Annotated in this window: 25 protein-coding genes and 1 pseudogene; 15 read left to right on the top strand and 11 right to left on the bottom strand. The window is 67.1% G+C overall.

Annotated elements, in window-relative coordinates; translation table 11 throughout:
- Positions 1–96: 96 nt before the first annotated feature.
- Positions 97–276 (top strand): hypothetical protein, encoded by a 180-nt coding sequence (locus tag DTA22_RS23410; protein WP_005243850.1) that lies wholly within the window; start codon positions 97–99, stop codon positions 274–276.
- A 51-nt stretch (positions 277–327) separates the two neighbouring features.
- On the opposite strand, the gene couM is transcribed toward DTA22_RS23410, so the two are convergent.
- Genes couM through couN form a run of 3 tightly spaced genes read right to left on the bottom strand, consistent with a single transcriptional unit; the run spans position 328 to position 2,634 of the window.
- Entirely contained in the window at positions 328–801 is a 474-nt protein-coding gene (couM, locus tag DTA22_RS23405; RefSeq protein WP_112301065.1) for a p-hydroxycinnamoyl-CoA hydratase, read from the bottom strand.
- A gap of 34 nt (positions 802–835) precedes the next feature.
- A complete protein-coding gene (gene couO / locus DTA22_RS23400; protein ID WP_112301064.1) occupies positions 836–1,726 on the bottom strand; it encodes a 4-hydroxyphenyl-beta-ketoacyl-CoA hydrolase in 891 nt (296 codons plus the stop codon).
- Positions 1,723–2,634 carry a 4-hydroxyphenyl-beta-hydroxyacyl-CoA dehydrogenase gene (gene couN, locus DTA22_RS23395; protein ID WP_037232827.1) on the bottom strand — a complete coding sequence of 304 codons (912 nt, stop codon included), beginning with the start codon at positions 2,632–2,634 and terminating at the stop codon, positions 1,723–1,725. The genes couO and couN overlap by 4 nt, the downstream gene beginning before the upstream one ends.
- Before the next feature lie 114 nt (positions 2,635–2,748).
- Between couN and couR the strand changes: the two genes are divergently transcribed.
- The 5 genes from couR (at position 2,749) to DTA22_RS23370 (ending at position 7,851) form a co-directional block, all read left to right on the top strand.
- A complete protein-coding gene (gene couR, locus DTA22_RS23390) occupies positions 2,749–3,189 on the top strand; it encodes a MarR family transcriptional repressor CouR (RefSeq protein WP_112301063.1) in 441 nt (146 codons plus the stop codon).
- Positions 3,190–3,195: 6 nt separating this feature from the next.
- Positions 3,196–3,672: a DUF3237 domain-containing protein gene (locus DTA22_RS23385; RefSeq protein ID WP_112301062.1), complete on the top strand. Its 477-nt coding sequence runs from the start codon at positions 3,196–3,198 to the stop codon at positions 3,670–3,672.
- 6 nt (positions 3,673–3,678) lie between these two features.
- Positions 3,679–4,587, top strand: coding sequence for a LysR family transcriptional regulator (locus DTA22_RS23380; RefSeq protein ID WP_037232836.1), 909 nt, complete (start codon positions 3,679–3,681; stop codon positions 4,585–4,587).
- Positions 4,588–4,759: 172 nt separating this feature from the next.
- Positions 4,760–6,085 (top strand): MFS transporter, encoded by a 1,326-nt coding sequence (locus DTA22_RS23375; RefSeq protein ID WP_037232839.1) that lies wholly within the window; start codon positions 4,760–4,762, stop codon positions 6,083–6,085.
- Positions 6,082–7,851 (top strand): CocE/NonD family hydrolase, encoded by a 1,770-nt coding sequence (locus DTA22_RS23370; RefSeq protein ID WP_112301061.1) that lies wholly within the window; start codon positions 6,082–6,084, stop codon positions 7,849–7,851. Before DTA22_RS23375 ends, DTA22_RS23370 begins: the two co-directional genes overlap by 4 nt.
- 46 nt (positions 7,852–7,897) lie before the next feature.
- Here the strand turns inward: DTA22_RS23370 and DTA22_RS36855 are convergent.
- The 7 genes and pseudogenes from DTA22_RS36855 to DTA22_RS23340 form a co-directional block, all read right to left on the bottom strand.
- Positions 7,898–7,996: pseudogene (locus DTA22_RS36855) on the bottom strand (DJ-1/PfpI family protein); the annotation flags it as partial.
- 43 nt (positions 7,997–8,039) lie between these two features.
- Entirely contained in the window at positions 8,040–9,578 is a 1,539-nt protein-coding gene (gene couL, locus DTA22_RS23360; RefSeq protein WP_112301060.1) for a p-hydroxycinnamoyl-CoA synthetase, read from the bottom strand.
- Positions 9,579–9,636: 58 nt separating this feature from the next.
- Positions 9,637–10,965 carry a p-hydroxycinnamate MFS transporter gene (couT, locus tag DTA22_RS23355; protein WP_112301059.1) on the bottom strand — a complete coding sequence of 443 codons (1,329 nt, stop codon included), beginning with the start codon at positions 10,963–10,965 and terminating at the stop codon, positions 9,637–9,639.
- 127 nt (positions 10,966–11,092) lie between these two features.
- Positions 11,093–12,259, bottom strand: a complete 1,167-nt coding sequence (gene couH, locus DTA22_RS23350) for a dihydro-p-hydroxycinnamoy-CoA dehydrogenase (RefSeq protein WP_112301058.1) — start codon at positions 12,257–12,259, stop codon at positions 11,093–11,095.
- Positions 12,260–12,388: 129 nt separating this feature from the next.
- A complete protein-coding gene (locus DTA22_RS36340) occupies positions 12,389–12,544 on the bottom strand; it encodes a DUF6131 family protein (RefSeq protein WP_005263616.1) in 156 nt (51 codons plus the stop codon).
- Between the two features lie 31 nt (positions 12,545–12,575).
- Positions 12,576–12,782, bottom strand: a complete 207-nt coding sequence (locus DTA22_RS23345) for a hypothetical protein (protein ID WP_037232854.1) — start codon at positions 12,780–12,782, stop codon at positions 12,576–12,578.
- Positions 12,783–12,841: 59 nt separating this feature from the next.
- Positions 12,842–13,378 carry a hypothetical protein gene (locus tag DTA22_RS23340; RefSeq protein WP_037232857.1) on the bottom strand — a complete coding sequence of 179 codons (537 nt, stop codon included), beginning with the start codon at positions 13,376–13,378 and terminating at the stop codon, positions 12,842–12,844.
- A gap of 112 nt (positions 13,379–13,490) precedes the next feature.
- Between DTA22_RS23340 and DTA22_RS23335 the strand changes: the two genes are divergently transcribed.
- The 5 genes from DTA22_RS23335 (at position 13,491) to DTA22_RS23315 (ending at position 18,446) form a co-directional block, all read left to right on the top strand.
- Complete coding sequence (locus DTA22_RS23335) at positions 13,491–14,396, top strand: LysR family transcriptional regulator (RefSeq protein ID WP_112301057.1); 906 nt, start codon at positions 13,491–13,493, stop codon at positions 14,394–14,396.
- A gap of 125 nt (positions 14,397–14,521) precedes the next feature.
- The gene (locus DTA22_RS23330; RefSeq protein WP_112301056.1) at positions 14,522–15,868 is read left to right on the top strand and encodes an MFS transporter; all 1,347 of its coding nucleotides are present in this window, start codon (positions 14,522–14,524) and stop codon (positions 15,866–15,868) included.
- A 48-nt stretch (positions 15,869–15,916) separates the two neighbouring features.
- Positions 15,917–16,852 (top strand): alpha/beta hydrolase, encoded by a 936-nt coding sequence (locus DTA22_RS23325; protein WP_112301055.1) that lies wholly within the window; start codon positions 15,917–15,919, stop codon positions 16,850–16,852.
- A gap of 26 nt (positions 16,853–16,878) precedes the next feature.
- Positions 16,879–17,508, top strand: a complete 630-nt coding sequence (locus tag DTA22_RS23320) for an alpha/beta hydrolase family protein (RefSeq protein ID WP_409372723.1) — start codon at positions 16,879–16,881, stop codon at positions 17,506–17,508.
- Positions 17,509–17,549: 41 nt separating this feature from the next.
- Positions 17,550–18,446, top strand: a complete 897-nt coding sequence (locus tag DTA22_RS23315; protein ID WP_112301053.1) for an alpha/beta fold hydrolase — start codon at positions 17,550–17,552, stop codon at positions 18,444–18,446.
- A 1-nt stretch (position 18,447) separates the two neighbouring features.
- Here the strand turns inward: DTA22_RS23315 and DTA22_RS23310 are convergent, their stop codons facing one another.
- Positions 18,448–19,035 carry a phosphoribosylanthranilate isomerase gene (locus DTA22_RS23310; protein ID WP_112301052.1) on the bottom strand — a complete coding sequence of 196 codons (588 nt, stop codon included), beginning with the start codon at positions 19,033–19,035 and terminating at the stop codon, positions 18,448–18,450.
- A 67-nt stretch (positions 19,036–19,102) separates the two neighbouring features.
- Between DTA22_RS23310 and DTA22_RS23305 the strand changes: the two genes are divergently transcribed.
- From DTA22_RS23305 to DTA22_RS23290, 4 genes are all read left to right on the top strand, one after another.
- Complete coding sequence (locus tag DTA22_RS23305; RefSeq protein ID WP_037232878.1) at positions 19,103–20,407, top strand: alpha/beta hydrolase; 1,305 nt, start codon at positions 19,103–19,105, stop codon at positions 20,405–20,407.
- Between the two features lie 27 nt (positions 20,408–20,434).
- Positions 20,435–21,160: an ABC transporter substrate-binding protein gene (locus DTA22_RS23300; protein WP_112301051.1), complete on the top strand. Its 726-nt coding sequence runs from the start codon at positions 20,435–20,437 to the stop codon at positions 21,158–21,160.
- A 77-nt stretch (positions 21,161–21,237) separates the two neighbouring features.
- Positions 21,238–22,476 (top strand): acyl-CoA dehydrogenase family protein, encoded by a 1,239-nt coding sequence (locus tag DTA22_RS23295; protein WP_112301050.1) that lies wholly within the window; start codon positions 21,238–21,240, stop codon positions 22,474–22,476.
- Between the two features lie 71 nt (positions 22,477–22,547).
- On the top strand, positions 22,548–22,925 hold the full coding sequence (locus DTA22_RS23290) for a VOC family protein (RefSeq protein ID WP_112301049.1): 378 nt from the start codon (positions 22,548–22,550) through the stop codon (positions 22,923–22,925).

The raw sequence follows: 22,925 nt of genomic DNA, 5'->3' as shown, positions 1-22,925 counted from the left end.
AATGCCCGCTTCGGCCGGGCCCGCGGCGTACAGTTCGAATTGTGCGTCCGGAAGTCGCAGGATTTCCGGTTCGTCGCAGACAGCGGAAGGAGCGTGATGAAGGCGAATTCGGATCGACACGATCAGCACCTCCCCGAGCACCAGCGGATCGCAGACCTCGTCGACGACATGGAAGACCGGCTGGTGGCCGAGCGTGAGGCGAAGGGAATCGCGGGCAACGCGTCCGAGCGGAAGCAGGCGGAACAGGTCGAGCCCGACGACCAGGCTCCCGAATAACACCCGTGAGTACTTGTTAACCGCGGGCGGTTGACAAGTACTCACAGGGGGTTACTCGAAGAAGCGGTACACGGCCTCGACGACTACCGCGGGACGTTCGCTGCCCTCGAGTTCGATCTGTCCGGCGACGGTCACCTGGACGCCGCCCTTGGGCAGCTCCTCGACGGACTGCAGCGTGGCGTTCAGCCGGACGCGTCCCTCGGCGGGCACGGGGTTGGTGAATCGGACCTTGTTGAGACCGTAGTTGACGGCCATGGTCACGCTGTCGACGGTCAGGACCTCGTCCCACATGGGGATGATCAGCGACAACGTGAGGTAGCCGTGCGCGATGGGCCCGCCGAACGGGCTCTCCGCGTTGGCACGCTCGGGGTCGACGTGGATCCACTGGTGATCGTCGGTGGCGTCGGCGAACGTGTTGATCCGCTGCTGGGGGATGTCGATCCACGAGCTGGTGCCCAGCGGCCGGCCCTCGAGTGCGGCCAGGTCGGCGAGGGTGGCGACGCGGGTGGTGGTTGCGGTGGTCACGATAAGTCTCCTGGTGGTTCGGTGGGGCCGGGGGTCAGTGCTTGATGCCGAGGACGCACAGCGCGTTCTGCTTGAAGATCAGCGGCGCGACCTCGGGTTTGATGTCGAGGTTCTCGAAGTCCTTCATCCAGCGGTCGACCTGGATGACGGGGAAGTCGGAGCCGAAGAGCACCTTGCCGCGGAGCATGCTGTTCGCGGCCTTGACCAGCTGCGGCGGGAAGTACTTCGGCGACCACCCGGACAGGTCGATGAAGACGTTGGCCTTGTGGGTGGCGATGGAGATCTGCGAGTCGACCCACGGCACCGATGGGTGGGCCATGATCACGGTGAGGTCCGGGAAGTCGGCGGCGACGTCGTCGAGCAGCATCGGGTCGGAGTAGCGCAGTTTGATGCCGTGGCCGCCGGGCAGCCCGGCGCCGATCCCGGTCTGACCGGTGTGGAACAGGGCGGGGACCCCGGCCTCGGTGATGGCCTCGTAGAGCGGGTAGAACTGCCGGTCGTTCGGTTCGAATCCCTGCATGCTGGGGTGGAACTTGAACCCCTTCACGCCGTAGTCGTCGACGAGCCGGTGGACGCGCCGCACAGCGGCCTTGCCCTGCCAGGGGTCGACGGACCCGAACGGGATCAGGACGTCGTTGTGGCGGGCCGCGCCCTCGGCGATCTCCTCGACGGAGTTGGTTGGGTGTCCGCTGGCCGAGGCCGCGTCGACGGTGAACACGACGGCGGCCATGTTGCGCGAGCGGTAGTGGTCGGCGATCGCGTCGATGGACGGGGTGCGTTCCTCCCCGGACTTGAAGTACTTCTCCGAGGCGGCCATGAGTTCGTCGTCGAGGGACCGGTGGCCGCAGCCGTCGATCTCGACGTGGGTGTGGATGTCGATGGCATCGATCGTGTCGAAGTCGATGCCGTACTCGTAGCGGCTCACTTCGCCATCAGCTCCTCGGGGAATTCCTCGCCGACGGACTGGACGGCGTCGCCGAACGTGCCAGTCCACTGAGCCGCGATGTCGTCGGCCGACCAGCCACCGTCGTGGTACTCGACCGCGGTCAGGTCGGGGTGCGACCACAACGCGAGGCGGTCGCCACCGACGGCGAAGGCCTGGCCGGTGATCTCGGCTGCCGCGTCGGACGCGAGGAACGAGATGATGCCAGCGGCGTCCTCGGGGGTGCCCAGGCCCACCTCGCGGCGGATGATGTCGGGCAGCGGCTCGCCGTTCTTCATGCCCTCGATGTAGGGGGCGAGGAAGGGGACGGTCTCGGTCATCGCGGTCGCGGCGACGGGGCAGACGGCGTTCGCGGTGATGCCCGCACGCTGCAGTTCCATCGCCCAGGTGCGGACCATGCCGACGATGCCGGACTTGGCGCCCGAGTAGTTGGTCTGCCCGAAGTTGCCGCGCTGGCCGGCGGGGGAGCCGATGCAGATGATGCGACCACCGTCGCCCTGCTCGCGGAACTTCAGGACCGCTTCTCGGACGCAGGTGAACGTGCCGCGCAGGTGCACGTTGATGACGGCGTCGAAGTCGTCGTCGGTCATCTTCCACAGCACTTTGTCGCGGAGGATGCCGGCGTTGGTGACCATGACGTCGAGGCGTCCGAACGCGTCGATCGCGCCGGCGACCAGCTTCTGGGCGGTTTCGGTGCTGCCGACCGGGGCGACGACGGCGACGGCCCGCCCGCCCGCGGCGGTGATCTCGGCGACGGCGGCGTCGGCGGTGGCCTGGTTGACGTCGTTGATCACGACCGCGGCGCCGTGGCGCACGAGGTCCTTGGCGTATGCCAGTCCGAGGCCCTGTCCGCTGCCGGTGACTACGGCGACTTTGTTGCTGAGGTCCATGTCGGGATTCTCCTAAGGTCGTGTTCGCTGAATCACACGTAATCATTGATGATTGAGAATGTCAATGATTAAGATCTGCTACTCTACCGACAATCATCAGAAGGGGGTCGTCGCATGGCAGAGTCGCAGGCGTTATCGGACGACATCGGGTTCCTGCTCTCGCGCGTCGGCGGAATGGTGCTGGGCGCAGTGAACAAAGCCCTCGTACCCACGGGCCTGCGGGTGCGCTCCTACTCGGTCCTGGTCCTCGCCTGCGAACAGGCCGAGGGCGTCAACCAGCGCGGGGTCGCCGCCACCATGGGTCTCGACCCCAGTCAGATCGTGGGGCTGGTCGACGAGCTCGAAGAACGCGGACTCGTCGTGCGCACCCTCGACCCCTCGGATCGCCGCAACAAACTGATCGCTGCCACCGACGAGGGACGCCGGCTCCGCGACGACGCCAAGGCGCGGGTCGACGCCGCGCACGGACGCTACTTCGTGGGCATCCCCGACACGGTCGTGAATCAGATGCGGGACACGTTGCAGAGCATCGCCTTTCCCACCATCGTCGAGTAGGGCGCAATGACCGAGCTCCTCGCCCCGGCCCCGCCCGGCATGTCGTTCCTCGCCACGTTCGTCGTGGAGGTGGCCGAGCCGGTGGAGATCGGTTCCACGCCCGAAGGCACACGGCGCATCATTCCCATCGTCGGTGGTCGAGTGGAGGGCCCCGAGCTGCGGGGCACCGTGTTGCCGGTCGGGGCGGACTTCCAGTTGCTCAGCTCGTCCACGCTCACCGAACTCGAGGCCAAGTACGCCATCGAGACCGACGAGGGCGACCGCATCTACGTCACCAACTTCGGGCTCCGATCGGGTACCGCCGAAGACATCGCCCGGTTGGTCGACGGCGAGCCCGTCCCACCCGAGCGCATCTACTTCCGCTGCACACCACGGCTCACCGCCCCCGAGGGCCGATGGTCGTGGCTGCGCTCGCGGATCCTCGTCGGCACCGGGGAACGCCTTCCCGGCGAGGTGCGTCTCGCGGTGTTCGTGGTGGACTGACCGGCCGTGGAAATTCGCTGGATGAAGTCGTTCGTCGCCGTCGCCGAGGAACTCAACTACGGCCGGGCCGCCGAGGTGCTGCACATCGCGCAACCAGCGGTGAGCCAGCAGGTCCAGCAGCTCGAGAAACGCCTCGGCGTGAAACTGTTCGACCGCACCACGCGGTCGGTCCGGCTCACCGCGGCGGGGGAGCGCTTCCTGCAGCCGTGCAAGGACGCGCTCGCCGGGATCGATCGGGCCGTCGATGCCGCGGTGATCGCGGATCCGGCGGTCGAGGGTCGCGTCCGGGTCGGTTTCAGTGGCGCCTACGGGCAGACCGAATTGTCCTCTCTGGCACGGTCGGTGCGCCGTCGGTACCCCCTGATCGATCTCGTCCTCGAGGGAGCGACGGTCAGCGGGCAGATCCTCGACGAAATCTGGGAGGGACAACTCGACCTCGGCATCGTCTCGGACGCGGTGTCCCACCCCCACGTGCTCACGCGGCAGATCTCGGTGGAGTACCTCAGTGCACTGCTCCCGAGCGATCACCCACTCGCCGACCGGAAGTCGATCGACCTCGCGGAACTGCGCGACGAAACGTTCGTCGCGAATCCCGCCGCCACCGGATCCACGCTCCGCCGCGATCTGCTCGCCGCGTGCCGGGATGCCGGGTACACGCCGAACATCGTGCAGGAGACCACCGACGGCATCGTGCTGACCGCGCTCGTCGCGGCGGGGGTCGGTGTGGCGCTCGTTCCGGGTGACGTGCAGACGTATCCCAATCGGGTGGTGCTCGTTCCCCTCGATACCGGACGATACGAAGTCCGGGCCGCGCTGGCCTGGTCGGACCGTCCCGTGTCGCCCGTCGTGCAGACGGTTCTCGACCTCGCCGCCGAGGTGCTGCCGTCGCCGGATGCCGTCCGCGACGAGCAATAACGATCGCTTATCAATCGGTGCCGATACTGCTCTTGGACGGTGATCGGTTTCTTTGGCAGAGTCTCCCTCGGCGGCAGCGGATGTGACCTGGACAACTCCGATCCCCGGTGCCGCACCCGCCTCGAGGCCTCTCCGAACTCCCGGATGCCCTTCACATTCAGGTAGGAACCACATGACTTCCACATTCGACGGCCGCGCCGTACGCGCCGACACGAGCGTCCGGTCGCCCCACGCGCGCCGGGCAGCCCTGGCCTCCTTCGTGGGCAGCACACTCGAGTACTACGACTTCTTCATCTACGCCTCCTTCTCCGCGCTCGCGTTCAACACCCTGTTCTTCCCGGACCTCGGTTCGTTCTGGGGGACCATCGTGTCGATGGCCACCATCGGGATCGGTTACGTCGTCCGGCCTCTCGCGGCCCTCGTCTTCGGGCACTTCGGGGACACGCTCGGCCGTAAGCGGATGCTGGTGGTGACACTCGTGATGATGGGCGTGGCCACGTCGCTCATCGGCTGCCTGCCGACGTACGGGGCGATCGGCGTCGCGGCGCCGATCCTGCTCGTGCTGCTCCGGGCCGTCCAGGGTGCGTCGGCGGCGGGCGAGTCGGCGGGCGCTGCGTCCCTGGCGCTCGAACACGCACCCGCCCACCGCCGGGCGCTCGCGGCCAGCTGGGTGAACACCGGCGCCGCCGCGGGAATGCTGCTGGCATCGCTGGTCGTTCTCGTGTTCTCCGGACTGCCCGAAGACGCCTTCCTCAGCTGGGGATGGCGTATCCCGTTCCTGCTCAGCATCTTCGTCGCACTCGCCGGGCTCGTGATCCGCCGGATGCTGCCCGAGAGTGAGGTGTTCGAGGACGCCGTGTCGAGCGACGAACCGAAGGAGATGCCGGCGAAGGTGATCTTCCGCGACCACTGGCCGAGCGTGCTGCGGGTCGTGGGTTGCGGACTGTTCGCCGTGGTGTCCACCATCTTCAGTGCCTTCGCCCTGTCGTGGGGCACCCACGAGGCCGGTGTGTCCCGGACCGTCATGGTCGGCGCGACCGTGCTCACCGCCGCCCTCGCGCTCGTGGCCCAGCCCGCCGCGGGGATCCTCGCCGACCGGATCGGGCGCAAACCGATCTTCATCACCGGCAATCTTGTCTGCGCCGTCGCCATCTCCGGATTCTTCTGGGCGGTCAGCCAGCGTTCGACGGCTCTGATCCTGGTCACGGCGTGCATTGTGATGGTGGCCGGCTACTCGCTCGTCAACGCCGTCGGTCCCGCGCTGTACGCCGAGATGTTCGAGACGCGCATCCGGTATTCGGGCATGGCGATCTCCGGGCAGTTGGCGCTGGTGGCCACCGGATTCGCCCCCACCATCGCCGCGGCCCTCGTCCGGCCCGGACCGAACGGCTGGATCCCGGTGGCCGTGTTCACCGCGTGCTGCTGCCTGGTCAGCGCGCTCACCACGCTCACGGTCCGCGAAACCTACCGGACCAGCACCACCGACCTCGGCAAATGACCGATCTCCCGTCGAAAGTGACCGTAACTGTGAAACACGATGTACTGATCGAGAACGACGTCGAGGCGACGATGCGGGACGGGGCGGTCCTGCGCTCGACCGTGTACCGCCCGAACGGATCCGGACGCTTCCCGGTACTGCTCACCCGCACCCCGTACGGCCGCGACCTGTCCGTGAACTCGGGCTACCTCAACCCCACCACCGTCGCGGCCGCCGGATTCGTCGTGATCATGCAGGACGTCCGTGGCAGATTCGGTTCGGACGGCGAGTTCGTGCCGTCCGAGAACGAAGGTCCGGACGGCTACGACACGGTGCAGTGGGCCGCCGAACTGCCGTACTCGACCGGCGCCGTGGGCATGTGGGGACGGTCGTACTTCGCCGAAACCCAGTGGCGTGCAGCCCAGGAGAAGCCGCCCGCCCTGCGCGGCATCGCCCCCGGCATCTCCGCAGGCGGCAATGCGCGGTCCGGTGGGCTCGTGCGCGGCGGCGCCGTGGAGTTCGGTGCCCGGCTCGGGTGGGGGCACCACTCGGCCGGACCGCCCGAGATCGCGAAACTGTCCCGCACCGACCCGGTCCGCGCGGAACGCGAATGGGCGTCATGGGCGCGGATCGATCGGGCGATGTCCGAGGACACGTTCTTCGACGTCCTGCCCGTCCGCGACATGGCCGTGGACGCCCCGGCGTTCTTCGCGTCGCCGATCGTCGAATCGCTCGGATTCCCGATCGATCACCCCACCCGCGACCTGTGGGACAGCGCGAGCGACCGGGCCGTCGACCTCCCCTCGCTGCACATCGGCGGGTGGTACGACATCTTCGTGAACAGCACCCTCGACCAGTACTTCGGCCAACTGGCGCACAGCGATTCCGGGGCGGCCCCCGCTCCGTACCTGATCGTGGGCCCGTGGAGTCACACCAACTTCTCCGGGCTCGGTGGGTCGGTCGTATTCGGCAGTCCCGCCAACCAGGCGGTGCTCGACTCGGGCCAGGACCTGTCGTCGGTCCACGCGCAGTGGTACACGTCGGTGCTCGGCGACGAGGAACCCGACATGCCCCGGGTCCGGATCTTCGTGATGGGGGAGAACCGGTGGCGGACGTACGACCGTTTCCCGGAGCCCGCGCGGACGGCCGAACTCTTCCTCGCACCCGGCGGAACCCTCGTCGCGGAAGCCGAGGAGACCGACGGGTGCGTCGATTACGACTACGACCCGGCGGATCCGGTGCCGACGGTCGGTGGGGCGACGATGATGCCGGGAACGTTCGCGCCCGGCGCACTGGAACAGAGCCGCGTCGAATCCCGCGACGACGTCCTCGTGTTCACCGGTGAGGCACTCACCGAGCCGTTGACGGTGATCGGCCGGGTGTCCGCGACGCTGTTCGCGTCGTCGAGTGCGGTCGACACCGATTTCGTCGTGCGACTGTGCCGGGTGACCGCGGACGGTACGTCGATCACGCTCACCGACGGCATGGTCCGGGCCCGCTACCGCGACGCCTACCGGACCCCCGGGACGTATACGTCCGCCGAACCGAGCCTGCTCGTGCCCGGGGAGGTGTACGAGTACGCGATCGACCTGTGGTCCACGGCCGTCACCTTCCAGCCGGGTGAGCGGATCCGGATCCACGTGACGTCCAGCAGCCATCCCCGCTGGGACCGCAACCTCAACACCGGCGAATCCGCCTACGAATCATCGGAATTCGTGGTCGCCCACCAGACCGTGCACACAGGTCTGCGTCACCCCAGCCGCGTGTCGCTGTCCGTCGTGCGCTGACGCGCCCGTGAGTACTTGTTAACCGCCGGAGGTTAATAAGTACTCACGGGTCGCGAAGCGGCAAGGACGCCCAATGCGTTGTAGCCGGCCTGCCTTTCAGCAGGCCGGCTTTCGCGTAGACCAGGGAGCCCGTGCACACGCTGGTCATCAACGGAACGTCGATGCGCTGACGCGCCCGTGAGTACTTGTTAACCGCCCGCGGTTAACAAGTACTCACGGGCGGAGGTTCGCAGGTCGGGTTTGCGGATCTTGCCGGTGGCGGTGCGGGGGAGTGCCTCCGCGATCTGGATGAACGTGGGAATCTTGAATCCCGCGAGCTTTTCTCGCAGCCGGGCACGTACCGTCTCCGCGTCGAGTGTCGTGCCGTCGGCGGCGACGACGAAGGCCATGCCGGTCTCACCCCACTTCTCGTGGGGGACGCCGATCACCGCCGCCTCCCGGATGCCGTCCAGTCTCAGCAGGGCCGCCTCGACCTCGGCGGGATAGACGTTCTCGCCGCCGGAGATGTACATGTCCTTGTAGCGGTCGCAGATGAAGAGGAAGCCTTCGTCGTCGAAGTAGCCGGCGTCGCCGGTGTGCAGCCAGCCGTCGACGACGGTGCGGGCGGTCGCCTCGGGCTGATTCAGGTAGCCGAGCATCACGTTCGGGCCCTTGGCGACGATCTCGCCGATCTCGTTCGGTTCGGCGCTCGACCCGTCCGGGCGTACGACGTCGACGTCGGTGAAGAACGTCCGCTTTCCGGCGGAACCGATCTTGGTGCGCACGTCGGCACTCGACAGCATCGTCACCGAGGGCGCGGTTTCCGTCAGCCCGTATGCCTGCGTGATCGCGACGTCACGGTCCTGCCACGGGGAGATCAACGCTTCGGGCAGCGGAGCCCCGGCGACGCAGATGGCCCGCAGGCTGGACAGGTCGGCGTCCGCGAACCGGGGGTGGTGCCAGAGTTCCTGGATCATCGTGGGGACCGCGAAGAACGTGGTGATGCGTTCCTTCTCGATCGTGTCGAGGACGACGCCGGCATCGAACTTGCGTAGCAGCACCACGGTGCCGCCGTTGAGCAGTGTCGGTGTGACGGCGCCGCCGATGCCGCCGATGTGGAACAGCGGCGCCACCGACAGCGTGCGTTCCTTCGACGTCATGTCCTGGGCGAGAAGCTGGTTCAGCGCGTTCCACAGCATGTTGCCGTGGCTGAGCATGACGCCCTTCGGTGCGCCGGTGGTGCCCGACGAGTACATCAGCACGGACAGGTCGTCGAGGCCGACCCGCTCGTCGATGCGGGTGTCCGGCTGCCCGGCGCGCACGCCCTCGTACGTGTGGCTGGACCACGAGTCGCCCAGGCCGATCCAGGTGGTGACCGGGGTGTCCGACTGCGCCAGCTCCTGCGCGACGTCGGCCTGCTGATCACCGAAGATCACTGTGGTGCACCGTGAATCGCCCAGCACGTAGCGCGCTTCCTCGGCGGTGAGGCGTGCGTTGAGCGGGAGATATGTGGCGCCGAGCAGCCCGGCCGCGAACATCACCTCGAGCGCCGCCGGGTCGTTGAACCCGAAGAAGCCGACGCAGTCACCCTTCTCGACGCCGAGGGCGCGCAGGCCGTGGGCGAGTCGGCGGGTCCGCAGGGCCATCTCCTCGTAAGTGACGGCTCGTCCGTCGAAGACGAGCGCCTCGTTCTTCGGCGTCATGGCGATGCGGCGCTCGAGCCACGAGCCGATGCCTTCGTTGTCCATGGTGACTCCTCGTTCTCTTTCGAAACTACTCTCGAGCTTGTGGCGGGATGGGTGTGTGTCAGGCAGACGGGGTCTCGGCGCTCAGGTCGTTGTCCTTGCTCTCCTTCGTCGCGACGAGGAAGACGGCGCTGACCACGCACAGTGCGATGATGAACAACCCGACCGGGATGATCGATTTGCCGGACGACGCGAACAGCGACGCCAGGATGACGGGGGTGAATCCCGCGCCGATGAGGGTGGCGAGCTGGTATCCGAGCGACGCCCCGGTGTAGCGCGCCCGGGTGCCGAATTGTTCGGAGATGAACGCCGCCATCGGACCGTAGGTCGCCGAGTGGCAGATGGTGTATCCGACGAAGGCGAGCGCGATGAACAGGAACTGTCCCGTGCTCAGCAGTAGGAACAGTGGGTAGACGCTGAGGATCATCGCGCCGAGACCCGCGAGCATGACCGGCCGGCGGCCGATCCGGTCGGACAGTCGCGCAGATCCGAGAACCAGGAAGATCGCGCAGAACTGGCAGAAGGAGAACGCCAGCAGCGCGTCGGACCGCTGGGCGCCGCTCGCCACGGCGTAGGTGATGGCGAACGTGGTGAACGCGGTCTGCATTCCGAAGCTCGCGATGCAGCTCATGGACGCCACGACGACCGCGCGGGGCCGCTTCAGGATGGTGACGATCGGCGGGGCGGTCTCCTTCTTCGCCGATTCCTTCAGCGCCGCCGTGAACAGCGGGCTCTCCGACACCTTGGACCGGATGAACAGGCCGAGGGCCAGCATGAACGCGGAGATCAGGAACGGGATGCGCCACCCCCACGTCAGGAACTGCTCGTCGGGGAGGAGCGATACGGCCGCCAGTGCGAGGGTGCCGAGCAGTGCGCCGGTCGGGGCGCCCGCGTTGGTGAACGCTGCGGCGAAACCGCGCTTGCCGGATTCCGCGTGTTCCAGCGACATCAGCGCTGCGCCACCCCATTCGCCGCCGACGGCGAGTCCCTGGCAGACGCGGAGGAGGACGAGGATCACCGCGGCCCAGGACCCGATCATCTCCGGCGGCGGAATGAGCCCGATCGCGAACGACGCGATGCCCATGACGGTCATCGAGATCAGCAGCATGGCCTTGCGGCCGACGGTGTCCCCGAAGTGACCGAAGACGATTCCGCCCAGTGGGCGCGCGACATAGCCGGCGGCGAACGTTCCCATCGACGCGATGCTCGCGGCCAGGGGGTCCAGATCGGCGAAGAACACCGGACCGAAGACGAGGGACGCTGCGGTGGCGTAGAGCAGGAAGTCGTAGAACTCGATGGTGCTGCCCAGGTAGCTCGACAGGATCACCCTGCGAACTTCCGTCTTGCGTTGGGTGGCCGACATGGTGCCGGCGGTGGCGGTGACCGTCATCGATACTCCTTGGCCGAGCGTGGGACAACAGAGCGGTTCGCGTGTGTAGCGCGGATCACAATTAAACATTAATCATTGAACTTGTCAATGGAAGAGATCGCCAACGCTTCTGCGGTTATCGCGCCCGTCACGCACGTGTGAGCTTGCGCCCGATGATTTCCTTCATGATCTCGGTGGTGCCGGCGTAGATCGGCCCGCCGCGGCAGTCGAGATAGTCCTGGGCGACGTCGTACTCGCGCATGTATCCGTAGCCGCCGTGCAATTGGACCGCGCGCTGCACGACCCGTTGCTGCAGCTCGGTGATCCACCATTTGGCCATCGCCGCGGTCACCTCGTCGAGCGTGCCGTGTGCGGCGTCGAGGATGCAGCGGTCGGTGAAGCACTGCGCGATCTCGATCTCGGTGGCGAGTTCCGCGAGGTAGAACCGGTTGGCCTGGAAGTCGGCCACCCTCTGGCCGAATGCCGTGCGGTCGCAGCTGTACGTCAGGGCCTGGTCGAACGTGCGTCGCATCGACGCCATGGACGTGACGGCGACGCTGAGGCGTTCCTGGGGCAGATTGTGGCGCAGGTAGCCGAAGCCGTCGTTCAGCTCGCCCAGGACGTTCTCGCGGGGGACGCGGACGTCGTCGAACACGAGCTCGGCGGTGTCCTGGGCGGTCAGGCCGACCTTGTGCAGCGGTCCGTTGCGGGTGAATCCGGCCGTCCCGTCTTCGACCACCAGCAGGCTGACGCCCTGCTTGCCCGCTGCCGGATCCGTCTTGGCCACGACGATCACGAAGTCGGCGAGCATTCCGTTGCTGATGAAGATCTTGGTGCCGTTGAGGAGCAGATCGTCTCCGTCCGGGAGGGCGGTCGTGGAGATCGCGGCCAGGTCGCTACCCGCGCCCGGCTCGGTCATGGCGATGGCGCCGATCTTCTCGCCGGTGCACAAGGGTGTCAGGAACCGATGCTTCTGCTCCTCGTTCGCCAGCGAGACGAGGTAGGGCGTGACGAGGTCGTTGATGCCCGCCAGGCCCATCACGACGGCGGGGGCGCCGACGCGGCAGAGCTCTTCGATGACGATGGCGTTGAAACGGAAGTCGTCGATTCCGCCGCCGGCGAATCGTTCGTCGACGTTGATCCCGAGGAGCCCGAGCTTGCCGGCCTGACGGTAGACGTCCCGGTCGACCTGTCCCGCATCGGCCCAGTCGCGAAGATGCGGGGCCACGTCCCGTTCGGCGAACCGGCGCACCGTTTCCCGGAACGCATCGTGATCGGCGTCGAAGATGGTCCGTTCCAGTGCAACCGAAGACATGCAAGGTTCCTTTCGTCGGCACACGTGCGACGCACGCGTGCATACCCGAAAGGAACTTATCTATCAATCATTGATAATGTCAATGGTTGAGGATGTCCGACAACTGGGAGCCGGTGTCAAAGGCCGGGGTCAATACCAGTACTTCCGCCCGCCGACCGCGCGACCCGTCGTGCCCAGCAGCAGTAGCACGAGGCCGATGACGAGAAGGATGATTCCGATCGTCGTGAGGATCGAGATCCCCGCGACGAGGCCGATGACGAGCAGGATGATTCCGAGAACGATCACGGTCTTCCCTCTTTCGGTTGACGGTCTGGAACTACTGACTCGGTTGCGGCACTTCACAATCGATCTTCGGGTTCACGCCCGCGTAATTGAGTGGGCCGGCGATCACGGTGACCGCGATCGTCCCGGCGCTGGCGCAATCAGCCGTCGCGTCCTTGAAGTACCCGCGCTGCCATACGGCAATGGCGCCGATGATCAGCCAGATGATCACGATGAGCGTCACGAGTCGTCCGATACGCATTTCCGACCTCCCGTGTGGGCACCGGCGTCGAGCCGGTGCGCGTGACGTACTCTCGAACGCTATGTCGACGACGTGTCGGTCGGCTTCGCGTGCGCTCCATGGGTATTGGTGGAGTCCGTGCCGTTGGGGCGAGCGTTGGCGGGCCCCGTTCCGGTGGTTCGAGCGTCGGTGACGCGAGCGTTCGTGGGTCCCGCTCCCGTGGTTCGAGCGTCGGTGGCCCTGGCGTCGTTCGTCGGAGTGTCCGTCGTCTTGACGTCGGGATCGAGCTCGTCGGCCCGCTGCCACTCGTGCTTCAGGTCGTCACGAGACGTGGTCGCCGTGTTCTGGTGCGTCTGCGCATCGACCTGCAGCCTCTTGGCCTCTGCCGCCTTGGCCTCGGCTTCTGCTTGAGCCCTTCTGGCGTTGGCCGCAGTTTCCTCCGCGATCGCCTCGCGCTTCTCGACGACGGACGTCTGCTCCTGCGCCTTCGCGCGGATGCTGTCGGCCTGCTGACGGTTGCGCTCGTTGCGCTTGCGTGATGCCGCAACGGCCAGCGCGATCAGGGCGAGAACGACGACGATCGCGACGATGATCCAGATGACAGTCATGGTGTCCATTGGTTACTCCCAGCGGTTGTGTTGTTAAAGTACCCCGCGTCGAAACCCGGCAAACAGACCGAGAGCCAATCGCAATCAACCGTCGAATTTCGGCACGACATAGGGTGCGGGCATGGAGATCCGCTGGATGCGCGCGTTCCTCGCCGTGGCCGAGGTGTCGAACTACGGCCGGGCCGCCGAGTCGTTGCGCATAGCCCAGCCCGCGGTCAGCCAGCAGATCCAGCAGCTCGAGAGGCATCTCGGAGTGAGGCTGTTCGACCGGGGTACGAGACCCATTCGGCTGACTTCCGCGGGCGAGCAATTTCTCGAGCCGTGCCGGGCCGCGCTGAAAGCCGTTGCCTGGGCCGAGCAGTCGGCGTCCGCGGGCAATCCCGCGGAGGAGGGTCGCGTGCGTGTCGGATTCAGCGGCGCCTACGGACAGTCGAGGCTGCCTCTGTTCGCCCGCACCGTGCGCAAGAGATATCCGAAACTCGAGTTGGTTCTCGACGGGGCGAGACCGAGCGGGCTGATCCTCGACGACATCTATTCCGGCAAGCTCGATCTCGGTTTCGTCTCGGCGGAGTTGTCGCATCCCGAAGTTTCGACGAGGCTGATCTCGGTCGAGCCTCTGGGTGCGCTGCTCTACGCCGACCACCCACTGGCGACACGCTCGGAGATCTCGCTGTCCGAACTGCGCGACGATCCGTTCGTCACCAACCCGGCGGCGTCGGGATCGACTCTGCGTCTGGACGTGCTGGCTGCATGCCACGACGCGGGGTTCACGCCGGAGATCGCGCAGGAGACGTCCGATGGAACGACGCTGACCGCGCTCGTGGCGGCGGGTGTAGGCGTCTCGCTCATTCCTGTCAGTTCCCATCGCACCGGAGCCGTCGACGCCGTCGTCGTGCCCACGGACGGCGGACGCCACCGAATCCGCGGTGCGCTGGCGTGGGCCGACAGGCCCCGGACACCGTTGCTCGAGACCGTCCTCGCAGTCGCGGAGGAGCTCATGCCGACGATCGACGAGTTCGATAAGTAATTCTTATCGAAAGTATGCCAAGTTGATCTTGGACTGTGATGAAGGCGTTTGGCAGAGTCGTCGGCGCAGCGGTGGTGTGATCCGCGGCACCTCATCACCTTCACTCCGGTCCGAAAGGTCCTCCCATGAGCGTACGAGCTGGTTCGGCTGCGCCCCCGAACTCGCAGCAGCCTGTCGGCACCCCGGCGAGCGTGCCCGCGCGTCAGCCCCGCAAGGCGGCGTTCGCAAGTTTCCTCGGCAGCCTCGTCGAGTACTACGACTTCTTCATCTACGGGTCGGCGGCCGCCCTGATCTTCCCGACGGTCTTCTTCCCGTCGGAGAGTCCGGCGACCGGCACGTTGGCGGCACTGGCGACCTTCGGCGTCGGATATATCGCCCGCCCGATCGGGGCCGTCGCGCTCGGACACTACGGCGACCGCATCGGACGCAAACGTGTGCTCGTCTTCACGCTGGTCCTGATGGGAGTCTCGACGTTCCTCATCGGATGCCTGCCGGGCTTCGGGAGCATCGGGATCGCGGCGCCGATCCTGCTGGTGGTCCTGCGGCTCATGCAGGGTGCTTCGGCGGCGGGCGAGCAGAGTGGCGCGAACTCGCTGACCCTCGAGCATTCGCCGGAGGGTTCCAGGGCGTTCTACACCAGCTTCACGATGAGCGGCACCCAGGCGGGGCAGCTCGTCGCGACCCTGGTGTTCATTCCCGTCGCCGCGCTGCCCGAGGACATGCTGATCACCTGGGGTTGGCGAATCCCGTTCCTCGTCAGCGGAATCCTGACGATCGTCGCGCTGTTCGTCCGCCGGACGATGGAGGAGACACCGGTGTTCCGGGAGGCGGAACGCGACAACGATCTGGTGGAGATACCCGTCGTCGAACTGTTCAAGAACTATCGGCTGCAGATGCTCCGGGTGATCGCGTGCTCGCTCTTCGCCGTGTCGGGCACGATCATGACGGTCTTCGCGCTCGCCTACGGAACCGGTGAGGCCGGTCTCGAACGCCAGATCCTGCTGTGGGCGGGCGTCATCGCAAACATCATGCAGCTGTTCGCCATTCCGCTCTGGGCGATGCTGGGCGACAAGATCGGCCGCCGCCCCGTGTATCTCGCCGGAATCGTCGGCGCCATCGCCGCGTTCTTCTTCTACTTCGAGGCGATGAGCACAGGTTCCGTTCCCCTGATCTTCGCGGTGTCGGCCTTCTTCGGTGCCGCCGCATCCGGTGTCAGCGGGGTCGGTCCGACGTTCTTCGCGGAAATGTTCGACACCCGAGTGCGGTTCTCCGGCATCGCCATCTCGACACAGATCGGGTTCGCCTTCGCGGGCTTCGCCCCGAGCATCGGCTACGCGCTGCTCGGAACCGGCACGCACGGGTGGATACCGGTGGCGGCTTTCGGCTCCGTCTGCCTGCTGGTGGCCGGTCTCTCGGCGGTGACCGCTCCGGAGACGCGCAGCGTCGCGATCACCGATCTGGGCAAGAAGTAAATCGACCCCCGAACCGCCTCGGTGCGGTACCCCATCACGAGGAGAATCATGAAGCTCGACCCCGACATGTCCGTCCTGCTGGACAAGCTGAACGACTGGGACGCCGCCGCAGGTCCCCAGACGACGATCGAAGGCGCCCGCAAGCGCATCGAGGAGATGCGTGCCCTCTACTTCGAGCCCGAACTGCTCGAGGTACGAGAAGTCGAGAACGTCACCATCCCGGGCCCGGCCGGTGACATCCCCGCCCGGATCTACCGGCCCGACACGGAGGAGCGGACTCTCTCGACCGTCCTGTACCTGCACGGTGGCGGCTGGGTGATGGGCGGCCTCGACTCGCACGAGTCGCACGCTCGACGCGTCTGCGCGCGCACCGGCTCCGTCGTCGTCGCCGTCGACTACCGGCTCGCGCCGGAACACCCGTTCCCCGCCGGCTACGACGACTGCCTCGCATCACTCCACTGGATCCACGACACCATCGATCAGCTGGGCGGCGACGCGTCCCGAGTCGCCGTCGCCGGAGACAGCGCGGGCGCCAATCTCGCGGCGTCGGTGGCCTTGGCGGCCCGCGACGCGGAACTTCCTGTGCGGGCACAGCTGCTGCTGTACGTGCCGGTGCATCTCGCGAAGCGTTACCCGTCGATGGACGAACTCGCCGAAGGGTATTTCCTCAGGGTGCCGGCGGATGAGGACATGGGTGCCGGCTACCTCGAAGATCGCAGCCTGGCCCTCGACCCCCGTGTCTCGCCGATCGAGGGTGACCTGAAGGGGGTGGCACCCGCCATCGTGTGCGGGGCCGAATGTGATCCGCTCCGCGATCACGCCCCCGCGTACGCCGCTGCGCTGGAGGCCGCCGGCGTGCCGGTTCGACTCCGGATCTCCCCGGGCATGCTGCACGGGTACTGGAGCATGGGCGTCGTGCCTCGTGCCAACGAACTCGCGAACCAGCTGTGCGAAGAACTGGCGGAACTGCTCGCGCCGGAGTAGCTCGACATTCCACTACCGTGAACCGCATGAGCGAGTTGCTGGAACGTGACGGTGTGCGCGGACATCTCCACCGCCCTGCGGGTGACGGGGTGGCGGGGCTGGTCCTGACTCATGGAGCGGGAAGTGACTGCGACACAAAGCTGTTGCGCGCCGTGACCGACGGGTTCGTGGAACGCGGCATCGTCGTCCTGCGGTTCGATCTCCCGTTCCGTCAGCGCCGCGCGTCGGGCCCGCCGCACCCGTCGAAGGCGGCGGAGGATCGGGACGGTGTCGCGGCCGCGGTGGCAGTGATGCGGGAGTTGGTGTCGGTGCCGGTGTGGGCCGGCGGGCACTCGTACGGCGGGCGGCAGGCGTCCATGCTCGCTTCGGAGCGTCCGGGTCTCGTCGACGCCCTCTTGTTGCTGTCGTACCCGCTGCATCCGCCGGCCAAGCCGGAGAAGCTCCGCACCGAGCATCTGCCTGGTCTCCGCACCCCCTCCGTGGTGGTGCACGGTTCGAAGGACCCGTTCGCGACCACCGACGAGATGCGGTCGGCACTCGAACTGATCCCCGCGCCGACCACGCTCGTCGAACTCGAGGGCGCCCGCCACGATCTGGCCCCGGACAAGTTACCGGTGGTCGAACGGGCGGTCACCGCCATGCTCGACCTTCTGTAGGGCGAGCGGGGACGGCCACACGTGGTCGGTATGTTCGGTGAATGAGCAACGTGCAGATGGACGCGCCCCACTGGTTCACCACGGCGTTGGCGTCCCCCGTGGACACCGGCCGGGTCGACGTCGCCGGTGCGCAGGTCCACTACCGTGCATGGGGGCCGTCGGGCTCACCCGGCATCGTGCTCGTTCACGGCGGCGCGGCCCACAGCCGGTGGTGGGACCATGTGGCACCCATGCTGGCCACGGGCCGTCGCGTCGTCGCACTCGACCTGACCGGGCACGGCGACAGCGACCGGCGCGCGGAGTACGGCCTGGAGCAGTGGGCGGAGGAAGCCCTGGCCGTGGCGAAGCCCGCAGGGATTTCGGGGCCGCCGCTGTTCGTCGGGCACAGCATGGGCGGCATGGTGTCCTACGTGGGCGCGCAGCTGTTCGGCGAGGATCTGGCCGGCGTCCAGCTGATCGATTCGCCCGTCCTCGCCCGCACACCGGAAGAGGAGGAGGCACGCAAGCAGCGGGCTTTCGGTCCGAAGAAGGTCTACCCGTCCAGGGCCGAGGCCCTCGAGCGGTTCCGGTTCGTCCCGCCGCAGGACACCGCGGTGCCCGCGGTCCTGCGTCACGTGGCCGAGAATTCGATGGCGGAGGTGGACGGCGGCTGGTCGTGGAAGTTCGATTCCACGTTCTTCGCGCGCCACGGCAGCGATCACCTGGGCGGATCCGACCCACGCTGCCGCATCGCCTACTTCCGCGCCGAGAACGGCATCGTCACCGACGACATGATGGACAGCATGCGCCGCCGATTCGGGCCCACCGCTGTGGTCGTCGAGATCCCCGACGCCGGACACCATGTGATGATCGACCAGCCGCTCGCACTGGTCGTGGGCATCCGGACGGTGCTCGCGTCGTGGGACGTGGAAGATTCCGTGGCCGGGATGCCGGGCTGAGTCAGTCGCCGGATCGGACGGCGGCGACGAACTGTTCGATCAGCGCCGCATCCTTCACACCCCGTGAGGATTCGACGCCGCTCGACACGTCGACACCCCACGCGCCGGTCGCGTCGACGGCGGCCCGGACATTGTCCGGGTGAAGTCCGCCGGCGAGGATCCATTCGCCGTCGGGTCGGCTCTGGTTCGCCCAGTCCCAGGGCACGCCTGCCCCGGCGGTCGCCCCGTCGACGAGGATGCGGTCGGCGCCGAAATCGCCCGACGTGTCCCCGGCGACCACGGCACGGATCACGCCGAGGCCCGCCTCCCGCAACCGCGCCACGTCGTCGGCGGACTTCAGGTCGTGCACCTGGACCGTTCCGAGACATGCCGCGGCGGCGACCTCGATCACCTCCGGCACGGGGCTCCCCTTGAAGACGCCCACCGCGACGGTGCGACCGGTGACCCGGCGGACCAGCGGCGCGGCATCCTCGGGGGAGATCCGGCGGACGCTGTCGGCGAACACGAAACCCACGGCGTCGACGCCGAGGCGCACGGCCAGATCGACGGAGGCCTCGTCTCGCAGACCGCACACCTTGATGAATGTCACCCCCGCAATTTTACCGGTCGCTCCGAGTCGCCGACGCAGCGCGGGTTCGCGCTCTAGGCTTCGTGACGTGGAATGGCTCAGCGACCTCAGCGTGATCTCAGGGCCTCTGCCCTGGATCCTCACGGTGATCGGCGCGCTCGGCGGCGTGTGGCTGCTCGCCGCCCGCGCCCCCTGGTACCGCAGGAAGGCGATTCCGATCTGCCTGGCCGTGTCGGTGGTCGTCACCGTCGCCCTCTACGTGATGGTCGAGAAGGTTCTCCGGCCGTTCCCCGACCCCATCGAGATTTCCATCTACGTGTGGATCGGTCTGGGGCTCTTCGCGATCGTCCTGCTCGTGCCGAGGATCCGCGCGGGCCGGACGGTGAAAGCCGCCGTCGTGTCGGTTCTCGCGGCACTCGCCGTGATACTCGCGTCGGCGACGCAGATCAACCTGGTGTTCGACGCCTATCCCACGGTGGGCACGGCATTCGGGGCGGAGCCGTTCGACCGGGTTCAGATGAACGACGTCGGCAGCGCCACCGGGAACGTGGTGACGGGAACGCCTCTCGACGCGTCGTGGACCGCCCCGCCCGGAATGCCGAGCGAGGGGCGGGTCCTGACGGCAGCCGTCCCCGGAACGGCGTCGGGGTTCGCCGCCCGCGACGCCGAGATCTACCTCCCGCCCGCCTACTTCGCCAACCCGCGCCCACTGCTGCCGGTGCTCGTGATGCTGGCCGGTCAGCCCGGTTCGCCGGAGGACTGGTTCGCCGGAGGCAAGCTCGCCACCACGATGAACGAGTTCGCCGCGAAACATGGGGGACTGGCCCCGATCGTGGTGGTGGCGGACGGCACCGGCTCGCAGATCGCGAACCCCCTGTGTGTCGATTCGAAGCTGGGCAACGTGGCCACGTATCTGGCGAAGGACGTTCCGTCCTGGGTGAAGTCGAACCTGCAGGTGAACCCGGATCCCCAGGCGTGGGCCATCGGCGGCCTCTCCTACGGCGGCACCTGTTCACTGCAGATGGCCACCAACTATCCCGACGTGTACCCGACGTTCCTCGACATCTCGGGTCAGGAGGAACCCACGCTCGGCGACCACCAGCGCACCCTCGACGAAGGATTCGGCGGTGACGAGGCGGCGTTCAAACGGGTCAACCCGCTCGATCTGATGGCGTCGAAGAAGTACCCGGACTCGGCCGGGGTCTTCGTGATCGGCAGCGACGACGACGCCTACAAGCCGGGGGCGCAGAAGGTCTATCAGGCCGCGAAGGACGCGGGCATGGACGTCCAGTACGTGGAAGTGCCGGGCGGGCACAGCTTCGCCGTGTGGTCTGCCGGACTGGAGAAGGAATTGCCCTGGCTGGCACAGCGGTTGGGGCTGATCGGCTCGTAGGCACTCGTCACGGCGGAGAGGAACGACATGACGACGGCAGCGCGGTCACTGCGGGTGGGTTCGGCCTTGCCCGACCCGCCGTTCGAGTTCCGGGACGGTGAGACACCGGAGGGTTTCGATGTCGAGTTCACCCGGGCCGTCGCGCAGGTCCTCGGCCTCGAGTGGTCGCTGGTTCCGTACCGGGGCACCGACTTCAACGGCATCTTCGATGCGCTGGCCGGCGATGAATTCGACTGCATCGCTTCGGGAACCACCGTGACGCCGGAGCGGAGGACGCGCGCGGATTTCTGCGCTCCGTACCTGGTGTCGGGTCAGTCCCTCGCCGTCGACACGTCGCGGCATCCGGGAGTGCGCGGGGTGGACGACCTGGGCGGCCTGACCGTCGGTGTCCAGCACGGCAACACCAGTCAGCCGATCGTGGAGAGGCTGGTCGCGGAGGGCCGAGCGGGCGCGATCCGGGTGTATGCGTACGACCGGATCGGGCAGGCCCTCGACGACCTGTCCTCGGGCGGGTGCGACGCCGTCATGAAACTCGCTCCTGTCCTCACCTGGCTCGTCCGGGACCGCCCGCACGTGGAGGTGGTCGACCGGGGAATCTCCCGCGAGGAGATCGCCGTCGCGGTCCGCACGGGGGATCACGCGCTGCGCGAACGCATCGAGTCGGCGCAGCGCACCCTGGCCGCGGACGGCACCCTCGACCGGCTGAGGTCGAAGTGGCTCGGGATCGGCGAACCGGAAGGCGGCTCGTACTGACCGGCACACCTGTCCAAGAATAGGAACGTGTTCTATATTTGCGGCAACCCTTTCTCTCAGTGACTGGAGTGCCCGGCATGTATGAGTGGTCAGATACCGACCTGATGTTCCGCGACGCGATCCGCGGGTTCATCGACAAGGAGATTCGACCGCACGTCGACAAGTTGGAGACCGGCGAGCTGCCGCCGTTCGACATCATCCGCAAACTCTTCGCGACGTTCGGCCTGGACGAGATGGCTCGTGACGCGCTGACGAAGTCCCTGGACCGCGAGCGCAGTGGGGATGCCGCGTCCGGCGCGAAGGAGGAGAAGTCCGGCGGCCTCGGCGGTGCGGGCAGCATGGGTGTCATCATGAACGCCGAACTGGCCGGCGTCAGCCTCGGCCTCGTCGCCTCGCTCGGGGTGAGCCTCGGGCTGGCGGCGGGCACCATCCGCAGCCGCGGGACGCTGGCGCAGAAGGAGCGTTGGCTGCCCGGCCTGGTCACGTTCGAGAAGGTCGGAGCGTGGGCCATCACCGAGCCCGACTCCGGCTCGGATGCGTTCGGCGGCATGAAGTCGTACGTGCGCCGCGACGGCGACGACTACATCCTGAACGGGCAGAAGACGTTCATCACCAACGGTCCCTACGCCGACGTCATCATCGTCTACGCGAAGCTCGACGAGGGGGACTCGTCCGTCGACCGCCGCGACCGGAAGGTTCTCGCCTTCGTCCTCGACGCGGGCATGGAGGGGCTCACCCAGGGTGCGCCGTTCAAGAAGATGGGCATGAACTCCTCGCCGACGGGAGAACTGTTCTTCGACAACGTGCGCGTCACCCGCGACCGTCTGCTCGGCGAGACGGAGGACGGCGGCAAGTCCGACGGCAAGACCAGCGCGAAGGAGAGCTTCGCGGCCGAACGGATCGGCATCGCGTCGCTGTCGCTGGGCATCATCAACGAGTGTCACAGGCTGTGCATCGACTACGCCAAGTCCCGCAGGCTGTGGGGCAAGGAGATCGCCCAGTTCCAGCTCATCCAGCTCAAGCTCGCGGAGATGGAGATCGCCCGCATCAACGTGCAGAACATGGTCTTCAACGCCATCGAGCGCACCGCGGCGGGCGATCAGGTGAGCCTCGCGGAGGCGTCGGCGATGAAGCTCTACTCCTCACGGGCGGCCACGGAGGTGGCGATGGAGGCGGTGCAGTTGTTCGGCGGCAACGGGTACATGGCCGAGTACCGGGTCGAGCAACTGGCGCGCGACGCGAAGTCGCTGATGATCTACGCAGGCAGCAACGAGATCCAGGTGACGCACATCGCGAAGGGTCTGCTGGCGATGTGAGGTGTGGCCCCCCGGGAACAAATGTCGTACGGCGTACGTTAGTGGGGTGTCGTCAACGAAAGGACACCACCGTGAAGGTCACCGCGAGCGCACTGTCGCTCAACGTCGCGGACCCCAGTGCGTCGGCCGAGTTCGCCAAGTCCCACCTGGGCTTCGTCGAGGAGATGGCCGCCGAGGGCTTCGTGTCACTGAAGCGCGCGGACGTCGGCTTCAATCTGGTCTTCCTGAAGACCGGACTGGAGACCTTCAAGCCCGCGCGGATCGCCGGTGACGCCGGCCAGGGGTTGCTGATCGCGCTCGTCGTCGACGGCATCGACGGCGAATACGAGCGACTGCGGGCGGAGGGCGTCCCGATCGTGACGCCCATCGAAACCGAGCCCTGGGGCGAACGCTACTTCCAGATGAGCGACCCCAACGGGGTGATCATCCAGCTTGTCGAATGGATGTAG

This window comes from Rhodococcus wratislaviensis (genome assembly GCF_900455735.1).
GTDB classification, from domain to species: Bacteria; Actinomycetota; Actinomycetes; order Mycobacteriales; family Mycobacteriaceae; genus Rhodococcus_F; species Rhodococcus_F wratislaviensis.
This window is presented reverse-complemented; position numbering and strand designations above follow the sequence as displayed.